This is a genomic window from Acinetobacter sp. AB03, assembly GCF_058107045.1.
Window position 1 is genome coordinate 1,623,794 of the sequence record NZ_JBUEBA010000002.1, and the last position, 21,781, is coordinate 1,645,574.

Annotated in this window: 14 protein-coding genes and 2 pseudogenes; 6 read left to right on the forward strand and 10 right to left on the reverse strand. The window is 39.3% G+C overall.

The genetic code is table 11. From position 1 onward, the window contains the following. Window positions 1-1,224: TonB-dependent siderophore receptor (locus tag ACY3FQ_RS08280; protein ID WP_489773836.1), on the reverse strand; the 1,224-nt coding region annotated here is incomplete at its 3' end. A gap of 408 nt (window positions 1,225-1,632) precedes the next feature. On the opposite strand from ACY3FQ_RS08280, the gene ACY3FQ_RS08285 reads away from it, so the two are divergent. Next, window positions 1,633-3,726 carry a TonB-dependent siderophore receptor gene (locus ACY3FQ_RS08285; RefSeq protein ID WP_489773838.1) on the forward strand — a complete coding sequence of 698 codons (2,094 nt, stop codon included), beginning with the start codon at window positions 1,633-1,635 and terminating at the stop codon, window positions 3,724-3,726. A 119-nt stretch (window positions 3,727-3,845) separates the two neighbouring features. Here ACY3FQ_RS08285 and ACY3FQ_RS08290 read toward each other — a convergent pair whose 3' ends face one another. The 8 genes from ACY3FQ_RS08290 to ACY3FQ_RS08325 form a co-directional block, all read right to left on the reverse strand. Continuing rightward, window positions 3,846-3,959, reverse strand: a complete 114-nt coding sequence (locus tag ACY3FQ_RS08290) for a hypothetical protein (RefSeq protein WP_010326689.1) — start codon at window positions 3,957-3,959, stop codon at window positions 3,846-3,848. Window positions 3,960-4,164: 205 nt separating this feature from the next. After that, window positions 4,165-7,311 carry an efflux RND transporter permease subunit gene (locus ACY3FQ_RS08295; protein ID WP_489773839.1) on the reverse strand — a complete coding sequence of 1,049 codons (3,147 nt, stop codon included), beginning with the start codon at window positions 7,309-7,311 and terminating at the stop codon, window positions 4,165-4,167. Next, window positions 7,301-8,527, reverse strand: coding sequence for an efflux RND transporter periplasmic adaptor subunit (locus ACY3FQ_RS08300; protein ID WP_183173341.1), 1,227 nt, complete (start codon window positions 8,525-8,527; stop codon window positions 7,301-7,303). Before ACY3FQ_RS08300 ends, ACY3FQ_RS08295 begins: the two co-directional genes overlap by 11 nt. A gap of 1 nt (window position 8,528) precedes the next feature. Then, window positions 8,529-9,851, reverse strand: coding sequence for a TolC family protein (locus ACY3FQ_RS08305; protein ID WP_087012978.1), 1,323 nt, complete (start codon window positions 9,849-9,851; stop codon window positions 8,529-8,531). A gap of 47 nt (window positions 9,852-9,898) precedes the next feature. Continuing rightward, window positions 9,899-10,327, reverse strand: coding sequence for a cation efflux protein, CzcI-like (locus ACY3FQ_RS08310; protein ID WP_004693170.1), 429 nt, complete (start codon window positions 10,325-10,327; stop codon window positions 9,899-9,901). A 65-nt stretch (window positions 10,328-10,392) separates the two neighbouring features. Continuing rightward, window positions 10,393-11,301 (reverse strand): cation diffusion facilitator family transporter, encoded by a 909-nt coding sequence (locus ACY3FQ_RS08315; protein ID WP_004693172.1) that lies wholly within the window; start codon window positions 11,299-11,301, stop codon window positions 10,393-10,395. Between the two features lie 130 nt (window positions 11,302-11,431). Beyond that, window positions 11,432-12,268, reverse strand: coding sequence for an SDR family NAD(P)-dependent oxidoreductase (locus ACY3FQ_RS08320; protein ID WP_489773841.1), 837 nt, complete (start codon window positions 12,266-12,268; stop codon window positions 11,432-11,434). Between the two features lie 786 nt (window positions 12,269-13,054). Then, window positions 13,055-14,227 carry a replication initiation protein gene (locus ACY3FQ_RS08325; protein ID WP_034700330.1) on the reverse strand — a complete coding sequence of 391 codons (1,173 nt, stop codon included), beginning with the start codon at window positions 14,225-14,227 and terminating at the stop codon, window positions 13,055-13,057. Between the two features lie 913 nt (window positions 14,228-15,140). Here ACY3FQ_RS08325 and ACY3FQ_RS08330 point away from each other — a divergent pair. From ACY3FQ_RS08330 to ACY3FQ_RS08340, 3 genes and pseudogenes are all read left to right on the forward strand, one after another. Further along, window positions 15,141-15,917, forward strand: coding sequence for a ParA family protein (locus ACY3FQ_RS08330; protein ID WP_004637171.1), 777 nt, complete (start codon window positions 15,141-15,143; stop codon window positions 15,915-15,917). 18 nt (window positions 15,918-15,935) lie between these two features. Next, the gene (locus ACY3FQ_RS08335) at window positions 15,936-16,835 is read left to right on the forward strand and encodes a ParB/RepB/Spo0J family partition protein (RefSeq protein ID WP_000254416.1); all 900 of its coding nucleotides are present in this window, start codon (window positions 15,936-15,938) and stop codon (window positions 16,833-16,835) included. Window positions 16,836-17,131: 296 nt separating this feature from the next. Then, window positions 17,132-18,262 (forward strand): annotated as a pseudogene (locus ACY3FQ_RS08340) (alkaline phosphatase); the annotation flags it as partial. Here ACY3FQ_RS08340 and ACY3FQ_RS08345 read toward each other — a convergent pair. Continuing rightward, window positions 18,239-19,181 (reverse strand): annotated as a pseudogene (locus ACY3FQ_RS08345) (IS5 family transposase). The pseudogenes ACY3FQ_RS08340 and ACY3FQ_RS08345 overlap by 24 nt on opposite strands. A gap of 245 nt (window positions 19,182-19,426) precedes the next feature. Here ACY3FQ_RS08345 and ACY3FQ_RS08350 point away from each other — a divergent pair. Both ACY3FQ_RS08350 and ACY3FQ_RS08355 read left to right on the forward strand, forming a co-directional pair. Further along, window positions 19,427-19,780 (forward strand): GNAT family N-acetyltransferase, encoded by a 354-nt coding sequence (locus ACY3FQ_RS08350; RefSeq protein ID WP_171455683.1) that lies wholly within the window; start codon window positions 19,427-19,429, stop codon window positions 19,778-19,780. 115 nt (window positions 19,781-19,895) lie between these two features. Further along, complete coding sequence (locus tag ACY3FQ_RS08355; RefSeq protein ID WP_005100602.1) at window positions 19,896-21,503, forward strand: purine-cytosine permease family protein; 1,608 nt, start codon at window positions 19,896-19,898, stop codon at window positions 21,501-21,503. Window positions 21,504-21,781 lie beyond the last annotated feature (278 nt).

Sequence of the window (21,781 nt, forward strand, 5' to 3'; positions counted from 1 at the left end):
TACTGGTAAGTATATAGCATCATATTGAGTATGGCGTTTATAAGCATGGGATAGCTCTAAACTCAGGTTATGTTGCCATGCTCCAGTGTTAAACTTTCCGTTTAAGCCTGTTTTAAATTGATTGGTTAAATAGCTATCATCTGGGCTGCGGAAGTCATAAATGTCATAGTTCCCATTTTGGTCAAAACTATTACCTAGACCAGAAGTTTGACACACACTGCTGTAACACCCCCAAACAAAGGCTGAGTAATCATCTACAACCACACGACTTTGTGAAGCAGACAGATTGCCGCTCCAGTTATCATTGATTTGATAGCTGTATTTTAAACTCGTATTTAGACTTTCATTGGTGATAGGTTTGCTCCAGCTTTGATAGCCCAGTAAACGATCCCATTTCACTCCTGTCGGTACAGTTTTACCATCAAGTAGCTGATAGCCCGGTACTGAACGCTGTTTTTGACGCTGTGATTCAAGATCAAATTCAAGTTTTGAACGATCTGAAATTTTCCAGTCTAAAGCCAAGGAACCAAACAAACGTTTTCCATCAGCATGTTCAACATAGGGGTGAATATCTTCATAAGCTGCATTCACACGATAACCAAACTGTTGATTGTCCCCAAACCATCCACCAAGGTCAGTCGCCACACGACTACCGCCATGACTATCTGCATCAAGGGTCAAAGATTGGACATCTTTGGGGCGTTTGCTCACATAGTTCACTACTCCGCCCGGCGTTGACATCCCACTTTGAATCGCACTCATGCCTTTTAGGATTTCAACTTGTTCTTTATTTTCAAGCGCTACATTTTGCTCACCGCGTAGCAAATTACCGTTCAGTAAATAACTTGATCCCGCATTTAAGCTAAATCCACGCATCACAAAGTTGGCATAGTAACCAATGGGTGCATAGCCATCCCCAACGGACGCATCGTTCTTTACCACATCGCCCAGTGTTTTCGCATGTTGATCTGCGATCAGTTCAGCAGTAACGGTGTGAATAGATGCAGGAATGGCTGCAAGGTTTTGCTGACCAAACCCAGACAAATTAACCTTAGGTTGATAATAAGCCAATTGTTCAGTTTGAGCAGTGGTTGTAATGGTTGCGAGTTGTTCCACATCACTCTCTTCTGCCGCATGTACCCATACCGAGTTCAGCCCTAGACATGAAAATGAACCAACCGCCAATAATGCTTTTTGTAAACGAGAAAATGGATACGTTTTCACTGTCGTTGCTAACCCCAAAAGATAAATTTACAGCCTGAATTTTGCGGCATGAGTATTCACAATTTTTGTAGAATGAACAAGCACATTATTCAACATATCTCAGCTTTTTTTTAAATTGTCTGGCGATAGCTTTAAGTGTGAAGATTTAGAAATTGGGTTTATAGTTTAACCACTTGCTTTTAAATTATAACGTTGATCTGCGTTCCATATCTTCAGTCGTATTTGATACAGCATATGGTATTGGGACTTTAGCTGACTTGAAACAGTGTATTGTGGATTGGAACTTAAAAGCTTAGGTTGATTTATTTCATTTTTTTAAGACATTTTTCAACTTTAGAGTGATTTTTTAACTACAAACCTATTAAAATGTTATAACATAACAATGATAAGTCTAGACTACTCTCCTTAATGATGAATAAATTCTCTCTTTTTTCCTCAAGCATATATTTAAGCCTGCTGAGTTCTTTCACTTGGGCCGAAACTTCAACAGAAGTACTCCAGACCATCCAATCACAAGCCGAAACTGAGGGTGAAAACCTTCAACAAAGCACCGCAATGACTAAGTTTTCCCATGACATTTTAGACGTGCCATTTAGTCGAAGTGTGTTATCTAAAACGTTAATTCAGCAACAAGATGTGCAACGTATTGACGATGCACTCACGCAAGTGAGCGGGGTCTATAGTCAAACCAATTATGGTGGCGGCTTTTGGGATAACTTTTCATTTAGAGGTTTTAGTACAGACCCCAATATTGGAGCACAAATCATCAGAAATGGTCTGAGTGTCAACCGTGGACTCAGCGCTCCCCGAGACATGGTGAATATTGAATCTCTCGACTTTTTAAAAGGCCCAATGGCTGCGCTCTATGGCCGCGGGGAAGCTGGCGGTCTACTGAATATCAACACTAAAAAGCCTGAATGGGAAAGTTCTTCAGAAGTTAATTTACGTGCCAATAGTTTAGAAAAATACCGTGCTAGTTTTGAACATACTGCCCCAATCAGTGATGCTGTGGCTTATCGTATTGCGGTCGCACATGAAGATAACCAAAGTTTTCGTGATCATGTGCAGAGTGAGCGTTGGTTTTTCTCTCCTCAACTCACATGGAAAATTTCAGATTCGACTCAGTTAGATTTTGACAGCGAATTTACCCGACAAGATGGAACCTTCGACCGTGGTGTAAGTAGTTATCAAAAACAATTCGTGATGGACCCTAAAACATTTACAGGCGAACCTGATGATGGTAATCATATTCAAAAAGATCATTTCTATCAGCTTCGACTTGCACATCAGTTTAATGATGACTGGAAAATGAATAATGCTCTTAGCGTGAAAGATACTCAGCTCAAAGGCTTTTCCAGTGAACCTCGTCGTATTCAAAGTGATGGACAGACATTAGAGCGCCAGCGTCGCTACCGTGACAATAAAAGTGATGACATTCTTTTTCAAACTGAAGTTCTTGGGACGATCCAACAAGACTGGGCTCGTCATGAAGTACTTTTGAGCACTGAACTTGGGCAGATGAAGTACCGTCAATTACAACTGCGTCGAAACCACAGCAGTAGCGTGCCAAATAGCATTGATATCTATGATCCTATTTATGGACAATACTTACCCGAGCTGCCACTTTTCATTAACACCGAAGAACAGCAACGCTATTTTTCACTGAATCTACAAGATCAAATTTTCCTCAATGATCAATGGAGTGTGCTGTTTGGTGCGCGCTTTGATCACGTCACCCAAGACTTTCAAAATAAACTTGCAGGTACATCCAGTAAAAAGGATTTACAACAAACCAGTCCACGCTTGGGTTTAAACTATCGACTGAATGATCGTTGGTCATGGTATGCCAACTATGGAGAATCCTTTGCGCTCAACAGTGGCATGGACCGAAATGGCGATATGTTTAACCCTGAAAAAGGAAAAAGCTATGAGATTGGTGGGAAATATCAGATTACCCCACAGAGTTTGCTGAGTTTAGCCCTCTTTAAAATGGATAAAGAGAATGTCTTAACCACAGATCCAGCAGATAGTAACTATCAAATCACCGCTGGAGAAGTCTCAAGTAAGGGGCTAGAGTTGGATCTAGAGACACAACTCAATGATCAATTCTCTATACGTGCCAATTATAGCTACACAGACGCCCAAGTTGAAAAAGACCAAATTCTTGCTAAAGGTTCACGACTCAGCAATGTGCCGAAGCACAGCGGCTCTATCAGTAGCAACTATGAATGGACCCTTGCCAATGCGGACAGAGTTGGACTCGGTGCAATGGCGATCTATGTGGGCAAACGTAGTGGACACAGTACAGATAACGGCTTCAACTTACCTGAGTACACGTTGTTAAATCTAAATGCTTATTATGCGCCAACAGATCAGCTACGTTATCAGTTCAATGTGCACAATCTCTTAGATGAAACGTACTATGTTGCAAGCTATAGCGATATGTGGATTCAACCGGGTGATCCTTTAAATGCATCTATCTCGGTGCAATGGAAGTTTTAAGGTTATAAAAACCAGACTTGTCTCGTTATGAGTCGAGTCTGGTGTTAGAAAAATAAGATTCTGATTAGTTTCTGAAGTATTAGCTAGCCGCCATAGTTTTCTTTAGCGTTACTATGTACTTACTTCAAAAAGTATTCCCAAATGATAAATCCAAGAAAAAATCCAAGAAACGAATATAAAGTAATGATAAAGAATACAAACCAAGCTCTATTTTTCTTCAGTAAAAAGTTCATTTTCAATACCTCAACGCTCTATCTATATTCATTATTCTAAGGTTTCCTATACGAAAGGACAGATACAGTTCTTTGTGAAAAAAATATAACAGACTATAACAGATTTGCCATTTTTAACTCCCCAAAGCGGTCAGGCTGATATCAAGTAGTATAAAAAAGTATGAGGAGACTATTTTGCCTCCTCATGCTTCAACTGATTAAGGGATTAAACTTTCGTTTCTTTTTTTGCATTCATCCAACGATACAACACTGGCAATAGCACCAAGGTCAATAACGTCGAAGAAATAATTCCACCAATCACCACGGTCGCTAGTGGACGTTGAACCTCTGCTCCTGTGCCCGTGGCAAGCGCCATGGGAACAAAACCTAAGGACGCCACACAAGCGGTCATTAAAACAGGTCTTAAGCGCAATATTGCTCCTTGCCAAACGGCTTCATGTAAGCGGTATTGCCCTCTTAACTCTTTAATGAAGGTCAGCATGACCAACCCATTTAAAACGGCAACCCCAGACAAGGCAATGAAACCAATGCCCGCCGACATCGACAAGGGAATGTCTCTTAACCACAAGAAAAGCACACCACCAGTTAGGGCAAATGGAACGCCAGTGAACACAAGCAAGCTTTCTTTGATGTTATGGAAAACGGCCATCAACAAAATAAAGATCGTCAGTAACGCCAGTGGAATCACAATCTGCATTCGAGCCTGTGCCGAAGCCAAGTTTTCAAATTGACCACCATACTCAATCCAGTAGCCACTTGGTAACGGATATTGCTTAAGCTGACTTTGTACTTCTGTGACAAAAGAGCCCAAATCACGCCCTTCGACATTCGCCGTGACAATTACACGACGTTTGCCATTTTCGCGGCTGACTTGGTTGATGCCATCCATCATTTTTACAGTGGCAATATCAGTGAGTAAAATACTTCCACCATTTGGAAGCTGTATGGGCAGTTGCGCAATCCCATTGACACTACGATCTTGCTCACTGAGTCGAATGACAAAGTCAAAACGGCGGTCACCCTGTAAAATTTCACCGACATTTTGTCCGCCAATGCTTGCTGATACATAGTCTTGTATAGTTTTGACACTTAGGCCATATTGCGCTGCCAAGCTTTTATCAATTTCCACATTGAGCAAAGGTAAACCCGATGTTTGTTCAACTTTGACTGCAGTGCTGCCTGAAACTTGTTGAATCAATTTACTGATTTTTTCAGCTTCCACATTTAATACTTGCATGTCATCGCCAAAGATTTTGACACCGACATCACTACGCACACCCGATATTAACTCATTGAAACGCAGTTCAATTGGCTGAGAAAACTCACTGTTGTTACCGGGCAATGTTGCTAAATAGGCCTGCATACGGCTACGCAGTTCATCGAGTGATTCTTTTGGATTTGGCCATGCATCACGGGGTTTCAGCATGACATAACCATCTGAAATATTTGGAGGCATTACATCGGTCGCCACTTCAGCTGTGCCTGTTCGCGCAAAAATAGCATGTATTTCAGGGAATTTCTTCAGAAGTAGCTTTTCCGTATTTTCCTGAATACGAAGTGATTCTTCTAAACCAGTGCTTGGAGAGCGCAGTTGCTGTACAGCAAAGTCACCTTCACTCAGTTGCGGTGCAAACTCACTGCCGATACGCGTTGCAAGTAATCCTGTCAACATCAACAAGCACAGTGCAAAGGTTAAAACCACCGCTTTATACTGATAGGCACAGTCCAATACCCGCTGATAACGATTTTTTAGCCACAGCATCCAACGGCTTTCAGTTTCTTTGATGTCACCTTTAACAAAAAGTGCGACAGCCGCAGGTACAAAGCTGATCGACAAAATAATGGCTGCAACGAGCGCAAGTACAACAGTCAAAGCCATTGGGTGGAACATTTTTGCTTCTACACCGGTCAGTGCAAAAATCGGTAAATACACCACTAAAATAATCAGCTGACCAAAAATGAGTGGACGGCGGGCTTGACGCGCTGCCAAAAACACTTCTTTAAAACGTTCCGACTGAGTTAACGGACGTTTGAGTAACTGCTGGGCATGGGCTAAACGGCGAATACAGTTTTCAACAATTACCACTGCACCGTCGACAATAATCCCGAAATCCAATGCCCCTAAACTCATCAGGTTGGCACTGATGTTCTGCTGTGCCATACCTGTTAAAGTAAACAGCATAGACAGCGGAATTACGCAGGCCGTAATTAACGCCGCACGAATATTACCCAAGAATAAAAAGAGGATCACAATCACCAAGATTGCGCCTTCGACCAAGTTCTTTTGTACCGTTTTAATGGCTTTTTCCACCAAAGTGGTACGGTCATAAACCGTTTCTATTGTGACACCTTGCGGTAAACTGCTTTGCACCTCCTGAATTTTGGCATCTACAGCTTTAGACACCGTTCGGCTGTTTTCCCCCATCATCATCATAGCGATGCCGAGTACAGTTTCTTCGCCGTTATAGGTTGCGCCTCCTGTTCGGAGGTCATGATCAATTGAAACCTGCGCAATATCCGCGACACGAATGGGGTTCCCATTTGGGCTGGCAACCGTTGTATTTTCAATATCTGCAAGACTGTTGAGTGTCCCTGGAACACGCACTGTGAGCTGCTGACCATTTTCCTCAATATAGCCTGCGCCACGGTTTTCATTATTTTCCTGTAAAGCGGTTTGCAGTTGACTTAATGAAATATTTAACTGTTGCATACGGTTTAAGTCAGGAGCAACGACATAGGTTTTATTAAACCCGCCAATACTGTTGACCTCGGCAACCCCCGCAACACGTTGCAATTGTGGACGAACGATCCAATCTTGGATCTCCCGCAAGTCCATCGCGCTATAAGCCGTACCATCCGCTTTTTTGGCATTCGATTCGGCTTTAATGACCCATTGATAAATTTCACCTAAACCCGTCGAAACTGGCGACATGGTTGGAGAAACATCACTGGGTAAATCTGCTTTGACCTCTTGTACTCGTTGATTAATCTGCTGACGTGCCCAATAGATGTCTGTGCCATCCTCAAATACGATGGTGACTTGCGACAAACCATAACGTGAAATCGAACGAGTCAACTGTAAATCTGGAATACCCGCCATTGCAGTTTCAATTGGATAGGTAATCCGCTGCTCAACCTCCAGTGCGGTAAAACCATTGGCTTGGGTATTAATTTGTACTTGCGTATTGGTAATATCGGGCACTGCATCGATCGGCAGTTTTTGATAGCTATAAACCCCGACCGCGATCCACGTGCATACAAAGAGCATGACCCAAATTGCATTTTGAATAGAGAACTGAATAATTCGTTCAAACAAACCCTCAGGCTTGGGTAAATCATGATTAGTGTGCATGATCAGCCTCGCCTTTTTCTAGTTCAGACTTAAGGACAAAGCTGCCTTGACTGACATAGCGTTGTCCTGCTGTTAGGCCTGAAATCACTTCTACCCATTGAGCGTCATTTGAAGCTTGCCCAAGTTGAACGGGCTGCGCTTTCAAATGCACTTGTCCTTTTTGTTCAGCGTCGACCACAAATACCGAAGTTTGACCTTCTATGTTTTGAATAGCACTTTTATGGACGCGAAGTGCTGTTTTGGAACTGGTATTGTCTAAAAAGATATTCACCAAAACATTTGGACGTAGTTCAGCCGCTTGGCTTTTTAATTTAGCACGTACCACCAAACGTCCTGTTTGTGCATCGGCTTGAGAAGTTAAGCTTTGAATGACGGCTTCATATTTTTGCTCAGAAGCATTCGGCTTAAATGTCAGACTCTGATTGGCTTGTAACTGACCTGAGTACTGAGCAGGCAGATTAAACTCAAGCCATAACTCTTTAAATTGTTCAATCACAAAAAGCTGATCGGCCAATTGTACGTTTTCACCCACCACGATATCTTTTTGGCTAATCACACCTGAAATGGGGGCTTTGATGGCAAAACGACCATTTACTCCACCTGTTGCCCCTAGGGCGTTTAAACGGCTTTGCACCGATTGCACAGTAATCTGCGCTTGTCGGTAAGCATTTTCTGCCCGTTGGTAGTCTTGCTTGGCAGAAATGCCCTGTGACCATAACTGCTGTTCACGTTGATAATCTTGACGTGCCAAATCCAAACTGGCTTGAGCCATCCGCAAATTGGCTTGTTGATCAATCAGTTCAGGGACAGACAGTACAGCTAAGGTTTGTCCTTTTTGTACGTTTTGACCAAGTTCAACATTCACCTGTTCCACATGCCCACCAAAGTTTGGCGAAATGTGTGCTTGCTGATCGGTATTGACCACAAGCTTTCCGGGTAGAACGGTAACTTGAGACACCACACCTTGTTGAGCTGAAGCGATTTGAATGCCTTGCTCTGTCAGTTGCTGCGCTGTTAGTTGAATTTCGCCTTCTTCAGCATGTCCTTTTTCGGCCTCGGGCTCATCCGAATGTTCAGATTCTTCATGCGCATGTTCATCAGTGGTTGTATCTTTCGAGCTAAACCAAATTCCAACAGCGATGAGAAATGTAATGAGGAGCAAAAGCCCAATCATCAATGGCTGTGATATTTTTCCAAATTGGTTTTTTAGTTGCATATTATTGTGCTCCGCCAAGGATGAGGTCTTGTATTTGTGCGATTGAATTTTTATTGATTTGGCTATAAGCATCTGAACTACTGATCTGTTCATAGCTGGTACCGAGGCTGAGTGCTTCTGCGCTCAATGCAGTCTGCCAAGCTTGACGTAATAACTGCAACTGCCCAAGGCGTATGCTTTGCAGCTGTAAGTTGGCTTGTTGAATGTCGGTAATGGACAGCTTTCCCGCTTTAAAACCTTGCAGCGTGCGGACTTGCACTTGTTCTGCCAAAGACGTTTGTTGACTCATCGAACTAAACTGTTTATTTAGTCCTTTGAGTTCATGCATGGCATTGGCGATATCTAAAATCTGCTGTTTTAACTCACGCTGTTGCTGCTGATTCAACAGGCTTTGCTGACGCTGGGCCATCGGAATGCTGTATTGCTGACGGTTAAAAATATTCAGCGGAATATCCACGCCGACACCTAATGTGGTATCGCTACTTTCATTCGGTGCTTGGCTCCGTTTCATGCCGACATTTAAGGTCGGATTGGGACGTGCCTGCACTTTTAAACTTTCAATGTTTAAATTGGACTGTTGAATGTTCAGTGCATATAGCTTTTCCAACCAACCTTCAGCAATATAGCGCTGTACTGTGGCATCGCTTTGATCTGGCCATGGCATTGAGGTCGCATTGAGTTGAATATCGGCTTTGGTTTCGCCCCAAAGGTTTGAGAGTTGACGCTGTGCTACTTGTTCTGACAGTACCGCTTGTTGGTATAAGCGCTGCATATCCAAACTTTCGATTTGCGCACGTTCATAGTCAACCAAAGCAATACTGCCCGCCTGATAACGTTTTTTGGCACTGTCTAAATTGTTTTGACTCACTTTGAGTTGTGCTGCGTACAGCGATTTTTCAACTTGTGCCAAAGCCAACTGAGACCATGCAAATTTCACCACCAATTGGCTTTGTGCTGTCCACAGTTGTTGTTGTAACTGTCCTTGTTGCTGCGCTGTTTCTGCGAGTTTTTGATTAAGCTTACGCTGTCCAAAAACATCTAAGGGCTGACTGATGGCAATACTGAGCTCTTGATTGGTATTTGAACCCAAACCATCTTGATTGATATTTAAGCTAGGATTTTGCCATAGGCCACTGTTTTTGATGTTCAGCTCTGAAATGCTTTGACGCTGTTGCCCAATGTCGCTTTGGTTTTGATAGCGCTCTACTTTTGCTAAAGCTTCATCCAAAGTCTTGATCGGTTCGGCAAAACTCCATTGCATCGCGGCTGTTGTTATGCCCACAGCAAGGGCTTGGCGTATAAACGCCTTAAATTGATTCGACATGTTTTTTCCCACTAATTTTTAGAAGAAGTGGTGGGAAATGTTTTAGGCTACCCCACCATTAGCGGGGAAAGTTCAGGAGGAGGATGTTGCCCCAATAAATCAGGGGCTTGATAGGCATTGTGCCAAAAAAACTGCGGACGCTCACGAACTTCAAACGCGAGCGGCATTTGATAGTTTATTTCTTTCGGAATAATCAAATGTGCCATTGAAGGCAAATGATCTTGATGGTCTTGATGGTCTTCACCCAATTCAAACTGATCATTTGCCGTTTGAGTATGGCTATCGGCACTGCTTTGCTGGTGTGCCTTATCATCAGACACACACAAGGTGGTTTGATGATGCCCAAAATGAAAATTTTGTTGCGTCACGACTTGAGTTTTTTGTTCTTCATGGACGCAAAAAGCTGCCGCCACGTTCCAAAGACTTTGGAACATGAATAAAGCAACTAAGACGCTAATCCACGTGGTAGAACGCATAATGTCGTACTGAAATAAAGTGACGCTATTGTAAAGCCTAGACTAAGTCTAAGGTCAAGTCTTTTTTAATGACTATGTTCATGTTGGTGTGGATGGCATTCATCTTCTTCAATCTGCAAAGTCACTTGCGTAATCCCATGCTCATGCCCCAATAACTCCACAGCTTGGTGGTATAAAGCTCTCTGATCTACATCAGGTGCAATCAAATGCGCTGTTAAATGCACATTCTTAGAGGTAATGGCCCAAACTTTAAGCTGGTGAATACCTTGTACACCCTCTAAAGCCAGCAAATCATTGCGTAAAGATTCGATATCAATTTCACTTGGTACACCTTCGAGCAAAATATTGATACTTTGTTTCAGTAGCACCCAAGTTCTAGGTAAGACCCAAAAGCCAATCAACACCGCAATAACGGTATCTACCCACATCCAACCTGTGAAATAAATCACCAGTGCGCCAATGATCACACCCACAGAGCCCAAGGCATCACTGAGCACTTCAAGATAAGCCCCTTTCACATTTAAGCTGTCTTGACTGCTCGACACCAAAATCTTCATTGAAATCAGGTTAATGATTAAACCCAGAACCGCAACAACCAACATACCCAAGCTTTGAATTTCAGGTGGCTGACTAAAACGCTGATAGGCTTCATATAAAATGTAAATGGCTACCACAAACAACATCATGGCATTAAACAAAGCTGCCAAGATTTCAAACCGTTGATAGCCAAAAGTACGTTTATCATCGGCAGGTTTTTGCCCAATTTTGATGGCTGCTAAAGCAATCGCTAAAGCAGCGGCATCGGTAAACATATGCGCTGCATCGGACAGTAAGGCCAAGCTTTGCGTGATAAATCCTGCGACCACTTCTACAATTAAGAAGGTAAACGTCAGGGCAAGTGCGATGGTTAATTTCTTGGCATTTTTTGCAGTCACTTCAACATGACTGTGATCATGGTTATGAGAACCACTCATGTAGGACTCCTTATCATTTTATTTAACGGAATGCTTTAGCATTGAAATCGAAGCTTTTTTTAATTTAAAAATTACTCGATTTAGTATACTCGGTTAAAACAATAAAATCATCTTTCATGTGAATACGTCTTTATTTACGGCGTTTTTTCCCTGTCAAAAAGCTCATGGCCTGCGTATAGCCTGTTGGTGTAATACGCTGTACGAGATCGATAATTTTGGCATCTTTTCCAATTAAGACACGGCGCTCATCTTTTTTTACAGCCTTTAAAATGGCCTGTGCTGCTACATCTGGCGGGGTTTTAAGCATTTTATTGAAAGAACGGCTAGCACGCTCAGGGTTCATACCCAATGCACGAATACTGTCACTCATTCGAGCACTATTGGCAATATTGGTACGTATACCGCCCGGATGAACACAAGTTGCGCTGACGCCACAGTTTTGCAAATCTAACTCTTGACGTAGTGCCTCGGTAAAACCACGGACAGCAAACTTTGTCGCATTATAGGCACTTTGAGTAGGCTGAGCAGTGAGCCCAAATAAACTTGAAATATTCACAATATGCCCAGAGCCACTTTGTTTTAAGTAGGGTAAAAAAGCTTTGGTTCCATACACAACACCCCAAAAGTTGATGTTGACAATCCACTCGGCATCTTCATAGCTCAAGCCTTCAACAGTACTCGCTAACGCGACCCCTGCATTATTAAAAACTAAATTGATCTGCCCAAAATCCTGCTCACACTGCTTTGCCCAATCCTCTACTGCCTTACGGTCTGAAACATCTAGTTTTGTGAGCGTGACTGAAACAGGATAATCTTTGACGTGGTTTAAGGTTTCAGCCAAACCTTGTTCATTGAGATCACTGAGTGCCAAATGTGTACCTTGTTTTGCCAGTTGAATCGCCAACTGCTGCCCAATGCCTGAACCTGCGCCTGTGATCGCTGCCACTTTATTTTCAAAACTTTTCATAATGCTCTCTAAATATAGTGTTCTAAATATCGTTTTACACTTAAACGTCATGCTGAAGGTTCAAGTACTCTAGTTCTACGCAGCCAAGGTGCTATTTTAGTTAATGTACAAAAATTACAACCATGAATGAAATGATTATTTCAGCTTGTGCATTAGGCACATCATTCAAATATACATATAATCGCGTTTAAACTTTTTAACAAAAGCTTCAGCTATTCCATCAACTTTGTGGACTGCGAATCGGTGTTGTACAAATATGAAATCCCTGTGACTAAGCACACGTACTGTTGGACGAACAATAAACAACTGCCATTATCTGTAAGCTACTCCACTGTGTGCAACTGATGAGAAACCACACCGAAACGTCGCTCCATACTCTAGTAAGTCGATGTCTCAGATACCCTTGCCAATTCTTAGTTAATACCAAAAGGCTTTTAGTAGTCTAAGATTTACCGAATGAGATGTACATCATGTAAAAGTTATGCCCTAACTGCTATGAATGCAATAAAGGCTTGTCTTTCATATATTTTCGAAACAAAACCCTCGAGATGTAATAGTTGATCTATTTTGCTTACCATGTGCTTACTAAAATCCAAAAACAAAAAAACCACTTACGATTAGTACACGTAAGTGGTTGTTTTATATGGTGGGCCCAGACAGACTTGAACTGTCGACCAACGGATTATGAGTTCATAGGTCTATTAATTAGCTATCAAAATATAACCTAAACTGATATCAAGCTTATTTTACACCTTATAGTAAAAAGTGTAGCAAGTTGCTACACAGTCATATAACGTCTTTTCCAAATATTTCATTCAATCGTTTTCTATTTTCTTTTACAAAATTTGGATTATTTTTTAATTTATATTTCATTTCTTTCTTAAATTCACTCATTGAACTGCCAGCTACAGCAAAATCCATTTGGAACATAATATCATTAACTATCACATTTGCTTGAGATTCAGTTAAGCACCCTTCTGTCTTAAACCACTTACTAAACTGTTTATAATTTGGGTCGTTTGCATATATATACCAAGACCTTACAGTCATATCGAACTTCGCACCTAATTCTTTAACAAGCGCATTATCATCAAAATTGACATCTAAATAGATTTGAGTCTTATCATTAGTATTAGATACAACAACTTCAGTGGCATGCCTATTAAGAATTTTAAATCGAACTCCGACAATAGGTCGACCTTTCTTGATGGTATCGTATTCTAATTGAAGACTAGTCCTTTCATTAATTTCTTCAATAATTTTGTCTAAAACGTATCGTCTAAAATCAACCCAACGATCGTATTTTTTCTCCCCAATATCAATTAATGCTTTGATATTCTCAAGTGAAAGTTCAACCTCATAAGAATCTTGATTAGCATACTTAAATTCATTTTTGATAAAGTATGAATACAAACTCATACTGGTTACAGAGTCCAAAGCAAATAAATCTTTCAATTGATAGGTTGTAAAATTTCCATTTGCTAAACGAGTAAAATATGGAAGTACTTCACTGGTGAAACGTATCTGCAAAGCATTTTTAGCATCATCTTCCCAACGGAGTTCACGAATAATTGGTACTACTGAGTGTACTTTTTTAACTTTACGCTTATTATCATCCACGGACTCTTCAATTACAAAATGAGCTACTCGTGATGATAATTCTTTATAAATACGATCAATAGCAACATTAATGGAATTCTTCTTATCTAATCCTAATAGTTCGCCTAAATCATCTTTATGCAAATAAATATAAGTTTGCTCTGTAATTTCACGATCTTGATTATTCTTCTCACCATAATTCGCAACAGCCATTGCATAAAGTAGAGCTTTATACTCATTAGATGATAATTCAATTGGTCTAATCAGACGGTTACTAGTGCTGACTACTCCATTATGTCGAATATTACCAATACAATAAGGTAGATGTTCTAATTCTTCTGGTTCGTTGTGATTGCTCATGAGTGGAAAGATTAAAATATTTTCTACATGTTATACACAAAAGTGGAAGAAGATGCAAACCGCTCACTATTTTCTCTTCCTTACATTAAATTAACTCAGTTTATGCCCATCAAACACCTTAAGAGTGGAAGAAGTGTCACTACTAAAGTGCAATTTTGATACTATTCAGCCTTATGGTGGAATAAATATAAAATTAAACACTTTTAAGTGACGATTCTTCCACCTTTGATAATTCATTCGTGTCGCTAAAGCAATCAATTTGAAAGTAGGAATACCCTACAGCACCACTAAAGTGGAATTAATAAACAAATTTTCCACTATTAAAGTGACAAGCCTTCCACCATTCCGATATTCTTGACTATCAAACATCATATTATCAATTAAATTTTATACAAATAGTTTATCCACAGAATAAAAAACATCTAATGACAAGTCTTCCACCTTTATTTCAATAAAAACAAACTTATCAACATCACAAGCAGTTGAATTGTATTGTTTTAAATTAAAAAAACCACCTTAAAATAAATCACAATGACAAGTCTTCCACCATAGTGACATACCTTCCACTTATTGGTGACATACCTTCCACTCATTAGTGACAAACCTTCCACTTATCGGTGACAGTCCTTCCACTTATCAATGACAGGCCTTCCACTTATTAGTGACACGCCTTCCACTTTTAAAATTCTATCTATTTGTTTTTAAACAAATAAAATTTGTCTAATTATAATTAACTAATTAATACTAATTAATACTAATTAAAATTAGCTAGCTATATTTTTAAAAAAAGTTAAGAAATGTTTTTGCTACATCTTTTGAATTCAAAAGATAAAAATATGACAAAGGAACTGTAGCAAGTTGCTACAAATATCTTTATATTAAATGAAATCAAAGTAAATTCCTTAAGACAAATATGTCAACTAAAATCATTGCTGTAGCTAATCATAAAGGTGGTTGCGGGAAAACAACTACTGTAGTACATCTTGCTTCAGAACTTGCTGAATTAGGAAATAAGGTCTTAGTAATTGATCTGGATCCACAAGCAAATGCAAGTTTACATATAGGATTAAGACATCCTAGCGAAGTTGAAACTACATCAGCTGAATTACTTATTGGTGATATAAGTCTATTATCGGAAGCATTAGAAGAAGAAACAAAATTTAAAAATGTTTCATTAATATATGGCTCATTAACTCTTGGTAAAACTGAAGATCAATTGAAAGATGATGCACCAAGACCAACCGAGGAACTTTCAAATAAATTGGAAATTCTAGAAGGATTATATGACTACATTCTTATTGATTGCCCTCCGAGCTTAAAATTATTAACCAGCAATGCTTTAGCGGCTTCGACACATGTTATTGTTCCAATCGAATCTGGTTCACAATACGGTCTCTATGGTGTTACTGATTTAATTAATCATTTAAGTAAAATTAGAAGAGTTAACCCTGAATTAGAACTCTTAGGTGCTTTATTAATTAAACATGATGAGCGTCAGAATGTATGTAAATTAATAAAAGATGAAGCATTTAATCAAGTTGGAGAATTATTGCATACCACAATTCCAATGAGCACTAAAGTTAATCAAGCTGCAATTTTGCAACAACCTTTATTATCTGTTGATAAAAATTCAAAAGTTCGAAAAGCTTTTGAAACTTTAGCACAAGAAATTGTTCAGCGTGTCAAATAATATAATTCTGGAAATACTATGGTAAGTAATAAAGAGATATTGGCTAAACGTCTTCAGCAAAATACTCAAAAGCACCAACATGCCCAAAAAGAGCATATTAATGATGTCAAAGAGCTAAGACGTAATGTACAAATTACAGATATTCAGGCTAGCCCTAACCAGCCTCGAAAACTCTTTAATCAACAAGATATTGAAGATTTAGCAGCATCAATTGAGGAAATTGGGCTATTACAACCAATTGCAGTTCGTAGAATAAATGATAAATATGAGTTGATTGCTGGTGAAAGACGAATGAAAGCCCACCAATTTCTCAATAAGAACACCATTGAAGTAATCATTATTGATGCATCGGATGAAGAAGTTGCTTTATTAACATTAGCTGAAAATTTAAAGCGAGAAGATCTGACAGATTATGAAATATATGTTGGATTAACTTCTTTGGATGAAAAATTAAAAAAAAATAAGCAGAAGTTAGCAAAGTCATTAGGTATGAATCGTGAAGATATGTATAAATATTTATCTTTTGAAAAATTACCTGAAGAGTTGATTGAAGATTTGGAAAAACAGCCCTCATTATTAGCACGGACCGCTGCTACAGCAGTGAAAAAGTTTCTATCAGATCATGATGAAAACCATGAAAATGCTAAAGAAGCATTATTCGAAGCATGGTCAAAATTGCTTAAAAAAGAAGTTGAACAGACAAAACTCGCATCACTAGCTGAAAAAATCTTTAAGTCAAGAGAAACGAAAGAAGTAATTCAAACTTCAATTGTACATAAAATTGAATATGATGGGAAAGTTGCTGGTAATATCAAATTTGACCATAATACATTAAAGGTATCTTTAAAAATCGGACAATTTGATGATCAAAATTTACAAGAATTAGAAGCTTTCCTAAAACGAATGTTAGAAAAATAAAGTAAAAAAAATAGTGTAGCAAGTTGCTACACTATTTTTTGCAATTAGGAAAATTTATATAAGTAGTCATAATAATATTTTCATAAATTTGTTATGTAAATTGAATATTTAAAGCGTATTTTTCGACCATCCTAAGATGAGTCGATGCAATGCTTTGGCATAAGAAAAAATTTAATAAAAAATTAATAAGTTTGGCATGCTGTAGTTTGGGCACAGTTATTTTGACGGGCTGTCAAAGTCCTGCTTTAGTTCAATCAACTTCTACTTCAGTACAACCATCAAAACAGCCTTAACGTGTGGTTTTTTTCTTGGGAGATGGAATGGGTATCACGACACTAACAGCTGCACGAATTTATACTGTTGGTGAAGATGGCCAACTGCCGATAGATCAACTGCCAGGGTCAGCATTTGTTCGTACTTTCTCAAAAGATGCACAGGTTACAGATAGCGCACCATCGATGGGGGCCTATATGACAGGTGTAAAAATGAAAAATGAAGTGATATCCATACAGACTGGAACAATTGCAGTAGAACTAAATCAGGGTGGAAATCATCAATGTGGAACCAATCCTCAGAATCAGAATAAGCAAGACACCCAAACTTTACTCGAATTGGCCAAAGCACGAGGTTGGGGTACCGGGGTAGTCACAACAACTCGTATTACGCATGCTACACCAGCATCGACTTATGCCCATATTTGTCATCGTGATGCTGAAAATGACATAGCATCCCCATTAGTACCAAGTTCGCAAGGCGATATTTATCAGCGTTATAACGTCAAATTAAAAGATGGGGTTGATGTGATTCTAGGCGGGGGTAAGCGTCAATTTCTGCCGAAAGATCAAGGGGGAGAACGGATAGACTAACGTAATTCGATCGCAGAAATGCAACAAGCAGGCTATCGAATAGTCTATGATCAAACTCAACTCTTCCAGATGAAGTTAGGAAAGAACGAAAAATTATTGGGTTTGTTTAATACTAGCAATTTAAGTTATGACTTAAATCGAACCAAAAAAAACTTGCCTGAACCTAGCTTAAAGCAAATGACGTTGGCCGCTTTGGACATTCTAACCCAAAATAAAAATGGTTTTTTCCTGATGGTTGAAGGTGGGCGTATAGACCATGCTTTACATGACACTAATGCTAAGCGTGCATTACAGGATACGATTGCCCTAAATGAGGCTTTGGATGCAACCATTAAAAAACTTCAACAAAGTGACCCTGAATTAAAAAATACCTTGATTGTGATAACTGCAGATCATGATCACACTCTAATTTTAAATGGCTATGCCAAGCGTACCGGAAAATATGTACAAGGTCAGGAAACCAGTGTACTAGGTTTGGTTAAAAACGGCTTTGTTGCACAAATATTTAAAAATAAAATCTCCCATACCTACTCATATTTAAGTGACAACTTGGGTATGAGGGCGACCTAATTCTGTGAATTTATTAAAGACAGCTACGCGTGCATGAATCTCATTCACTTGACTATCAAAATTCCTTGAGCAGAGTTTATCGCCTAATAATTTAATGCAATGCATCTTGGTTTCAACCAGACTTCGCCGATGATAGCCTGACCATTTTTTACAGAGTGTCCTGCCCAAACGTTTAACCGTTCGAAGGAGTCCATTTCGCTCTCGTGAATGAGCTTTTATATCTTTCCAGGGCTTTGCATTTTTTCTAGGTGGAATCACTGCATACGCTTGCCGATCTGCAATGACCTGACGGCATCGTTTTGTGTCATAAGCACCATCTCTGTATAGACAGAATCGATTTGTTCATCTAAAGGGATTTGAGCAAGTAAGTCTTCCAGTACCTGTGAATCACTGACATTATTTGCGGTGAGTTGTACAACACGTATTTGAAGGGTTTTAGCATCGATACTATTATGAAGCTTACGCCATTGGCGGCGATATTCAGATCCATGTTTCTTACGCTTCCATTCACCTTCACCTAAAAACTTTAGGCCAGTAGAGTCTACGAGTAGACGGAGACCTCCACTACTTTTTTCATAGCCAATTGCAACATCGATATGCATTTGTCTTCTGCACAGTGTGAAGTACGAATATCACTGATATTCGGGGCAGCTCAGCCACAATGCTTAATCAGACTTTGGACAAAGCCTGTGACCATACGCAAAGACAATTTAAATAAAGATTTGATCATTAAGCAGCATTGAATAGCCGTATCGGAATAAGTTTGATTTCGTCCATGTTTTGCTTATGGATGAGCATACCATTGAGTCAAAGGATCAAACCAAATGGAAATATTGCCTCGATTAATTAAGGCGCGCTTATATGTGGACCAATTAGTTGTACGAAAGATTTTGGGTGTAGGTTTATTCATCTAGGAATTATACTGCGGAATAAGACCTTATCGGTAGGTTTGTGCAACAAAGCCGTTTTCAGCTTAAACTTGCACAACGTTTTACTGAATCAGATATTTCAGAAAAATAGGAAATTAGCCGTACCCCCATTCGTCAGGCCTTGTATCGCTTAGAATAAGAAGACTACGTTAATGTACATTTCCGTAGGGGGTGGGAAGTCAAACCCTTGGATTTTAAATTTTATAATGAGCTGTTTGATTTGCGCATGATTTTAGAAAAAGAAGCAGTTAAAGGCCTTTGTGAAATGGATCATGAAACATCGGAAGAGCTACAAGCGTTAAAGAGAATTTGGTTAGTTCCTGTGGAAGAGTATAAACAGGAAACCAAGCAATTGATTTTTGTATTGCCTGAGTATCGTAGACAGGGAATCGCGACAGAGCTTTGCCAGTTGTTATTTGCATATGCACAGCAACAAAATATTCAGCATTTATATTTGCATACGGATCCATTTTTACCTGCGGCAGAAAAGTTTTGGCGGTTGCAAAGTTTTAGTACAGTCAGTCGTGATCAGCTAGGTATGTACGACACGATATATATGTTGAATAGATTATGCTTATAAAACAATATGATTGTAGCATGTTGGGCTAAATCCTAAAAATTTGATAGAAAAATTAAAAGTTGGCATTAATTTTGCTTTTTGGTGAGAAGTATGAAACTCAGAGATATTTTTTGGTATGCAAAATCAACCTATGCAAGATACTTTTATTGAAAAGCCATCTTCTGCTGCAAACGAAACACTTGAAGACTATACTTTACGTTATGCTCCATATAGTTTCCGTCGTTGGAGTCCTAAAGTCGTCGCAATTACGGCATTAGGAGGTATTGCATATCTGGCAGACTTTTCGATTGGTGCTAGCATTGGTATGACATATGGGACAACGAATGCCATTTTTTCTATTTTATTTGCTGCACTTATTATCTTTTTAACAGGTCTTCCATTAGCTTATTATGCAGCTCGCTATAATATCGATTTAGATCTGATTACGCGTGGTGCTGGTTTTGGATATTTTGGATCGGTACTGACGAGTATTATTTTTGCAAGTTTTACTTTTATTTTCTTCGCTCTCGAAGGTTCTATCATGGCTCAAGGCTTATTGCTTGGGCTCGGAATTCCTTTATGGATGGGCTATCTCATTTCTACTATTATGGTTATTCCATTGGTTATTTATGGGATGAAAGCCTTAAGTACTTTACAAGTTTGGACCACACCTATCTGGTTGATCTTAATGATTGGCCCTGTTGCTTATTTGATTTATCAAGAACCTGAGCTTGTAAGTCAATTCGCTGCTTATGCTGGAAATGGTGGTTTTGCAGCAATAGATGTGGCTGCAATTATGTTGGGTGCTGGAATTTGTCTATCTTTAATTATGCAAATTGGTGAACAAATTGATTACCTACGTTTTATGCCTGCAAAAACTAAAGAAAATAGCAAATCGTGGTGGATAGCTGTTATTTCAGCGGGTCCAGGTTGGGTAATTCTAGGCGCAATCAAACAAATTATTGGTGCTTTCCTTGGTTTTTATTTGCTGACTAAAATTCCTGGGGTGGATAGCACGGAACCTGTACAACAGTTTAACGCAGCTTTCCATGATATGCTTCCAGGTTGGTTTGCACTTACTTTAGCGGTAATTTTGGTTGTTATTTCACAAATCAAGATTAATGTAACAAATGCATATTCGGGTTCATTGGCATGGACCAGTGCTTATACACGTATCAGCAAGCATTATCCAGGTCGTATTGTATTTGTATTGGTTAACCTTGCAATTGCTCTTGCGTTGATGGAAGGTAATATGTTCGCAGTGCTTGGTAAGATTTTAGGTTTTTATTCTAATTTTGCCATTGCATGGGTTGTGGTTGTAGCGACTGATATCACAGTGAATAAATACTTACTGAAACTCTCTCCAAAAGAACCAGAATATCGCCGTGATATGCTTTATAATATAAACCCAGTAGGTATGGTGTCATTTCTTGTCGCTGCAGGAGTCTCCATTGCAACCTTTTTTGGCATGTTGGGTGAATTTCTAATGCCATATTCACCTTTAATTGCTCTGATTTTGGGCTTTGTTTTGACCCCAATCATGGGTTTAATTACGAAAGGAAAATATTATATTAAAGCTACAGATGATGGGGTAAAAGAACCACGTTATGATGCTACTGGGCTACCTATAGCAACAGTTTATCATTGTGTGTCATGTGATGAAGATTATGAAAGACCTGATATTATGTATTCACATAAGCACAAAGGTGTTATTTGTTCTCTATGTAAGACTTTGGAAAAATAAATGATTTTTCAGATATCTGCTTTTTAATAAGCTGAATTTCGATCAAATCAATAACCCTGATGATTTTGCATCAGGGTTTTTTAATATTTATTGGGGAAAACTCTAGAAAAAGTGCGGGAAAATCTATTCTAATCCAAAGAGTGGATACAACATCCATCTCGAATAATCCGACAGCTGCTATTTTTGTCTTAAATGTCCTGACATCATTTAAATGAGAAATCATATTTTCTTGAAGTTTTCATTTGGAGTTTCTGAGCAATATATACGCTTAAATGTGG

Coding starts and splice junctions, on each gene's coding strand:
- ACY3FQ_RS08350 (WP_171455683.1), top strand. CDS start 19,427: ATGATTTTAGAAAAAGAAGCAGTTAAAGGCCTTTGTGAAATGGATCAT.
- ACY3FQ_RS08310 (WP_004693170.1), bottom strand. CDS start 10,327: ATGCGTTCTACCACGTGGATTAGCGTCTTAGTTGCTTTATTCATGTTC.
- ACY3FQ_RS08335 (WP_000254416.1), top strand. CDS start 15,936: ATGGTAAGTAATAAAGAGATATTGGCTAAACGTCTTCAGCAAAATACT.
- ACY3FQ_RS08300 (WP_183173341.1), bottom strand. CDS start 8,527: ATGCAACTAAAAAACCAATTTGGAAAAATATCACAGCCATTGATGATT.
- ACY3FQ_RS08315 (WP_004693172.1), bottom strand. CDS start 11,301: ATGAGTGGTTCTCATAACCATGATCACAGTCATGTTGAAGTGACTGCA.
- ACY3FQ_RS08295 (WP_489773839.1), bottom strand. CDS start 7,311: ATGCACACTAATCATGATTTACCCAAGCCTGAGGGTTTGTTTGAACGA.
- ACY3FQ_RS08325 (WP_034700330.1), bottom strand. CDS start 14,227: ATGAGCAATCACAACGAACCAGAAGAATTAGAACATCTACCTTATTGT.
- ACY3FQ_RS08290 (WP_010326689.1), bottom strand. CDS start 3,959: ATGAACTTTTTACTGAAGAAAAATAGAGCTTGGTTTGTATTCTTTATC.
- ACY3FQ_RS08355 (WP_005100602.1), top strand. CDS start 19,896: ATGCAAAATCAACCTATGCAAGATACTTTTATTGAAAAGCCATCTTCT.
- ACY3FQ_RS08285 (WP_489773838.1), top strand. CDS start 1,633: ATGATGAATAAATTCTCTCTTTTTTCCTCAAGCATATATTTAAGCCTG.
- ACY3FQ_RS08330 (WP_004637171.1), top strand. CDS start 15,141: ATGTCAACTAAAATCATTGCTGTAGCTAATCATAAAGGTGGTTGCGGG.
- ACY3FQ_RS08305 (WP_087012978.1), bottom strand. CDS start 9,851: ATGTCGAATCAATTTAAGGCGTTTATACGCCAAGCCCTTGCTGTGGGC.
- ACY3FQ_RS08320 (WP_489773841.1), bottom strand. CDS start 12,268: ATGAAAAGTTTTGAAAATAAAGTGGCAGCGATCACAGGCGCAGGTTCA.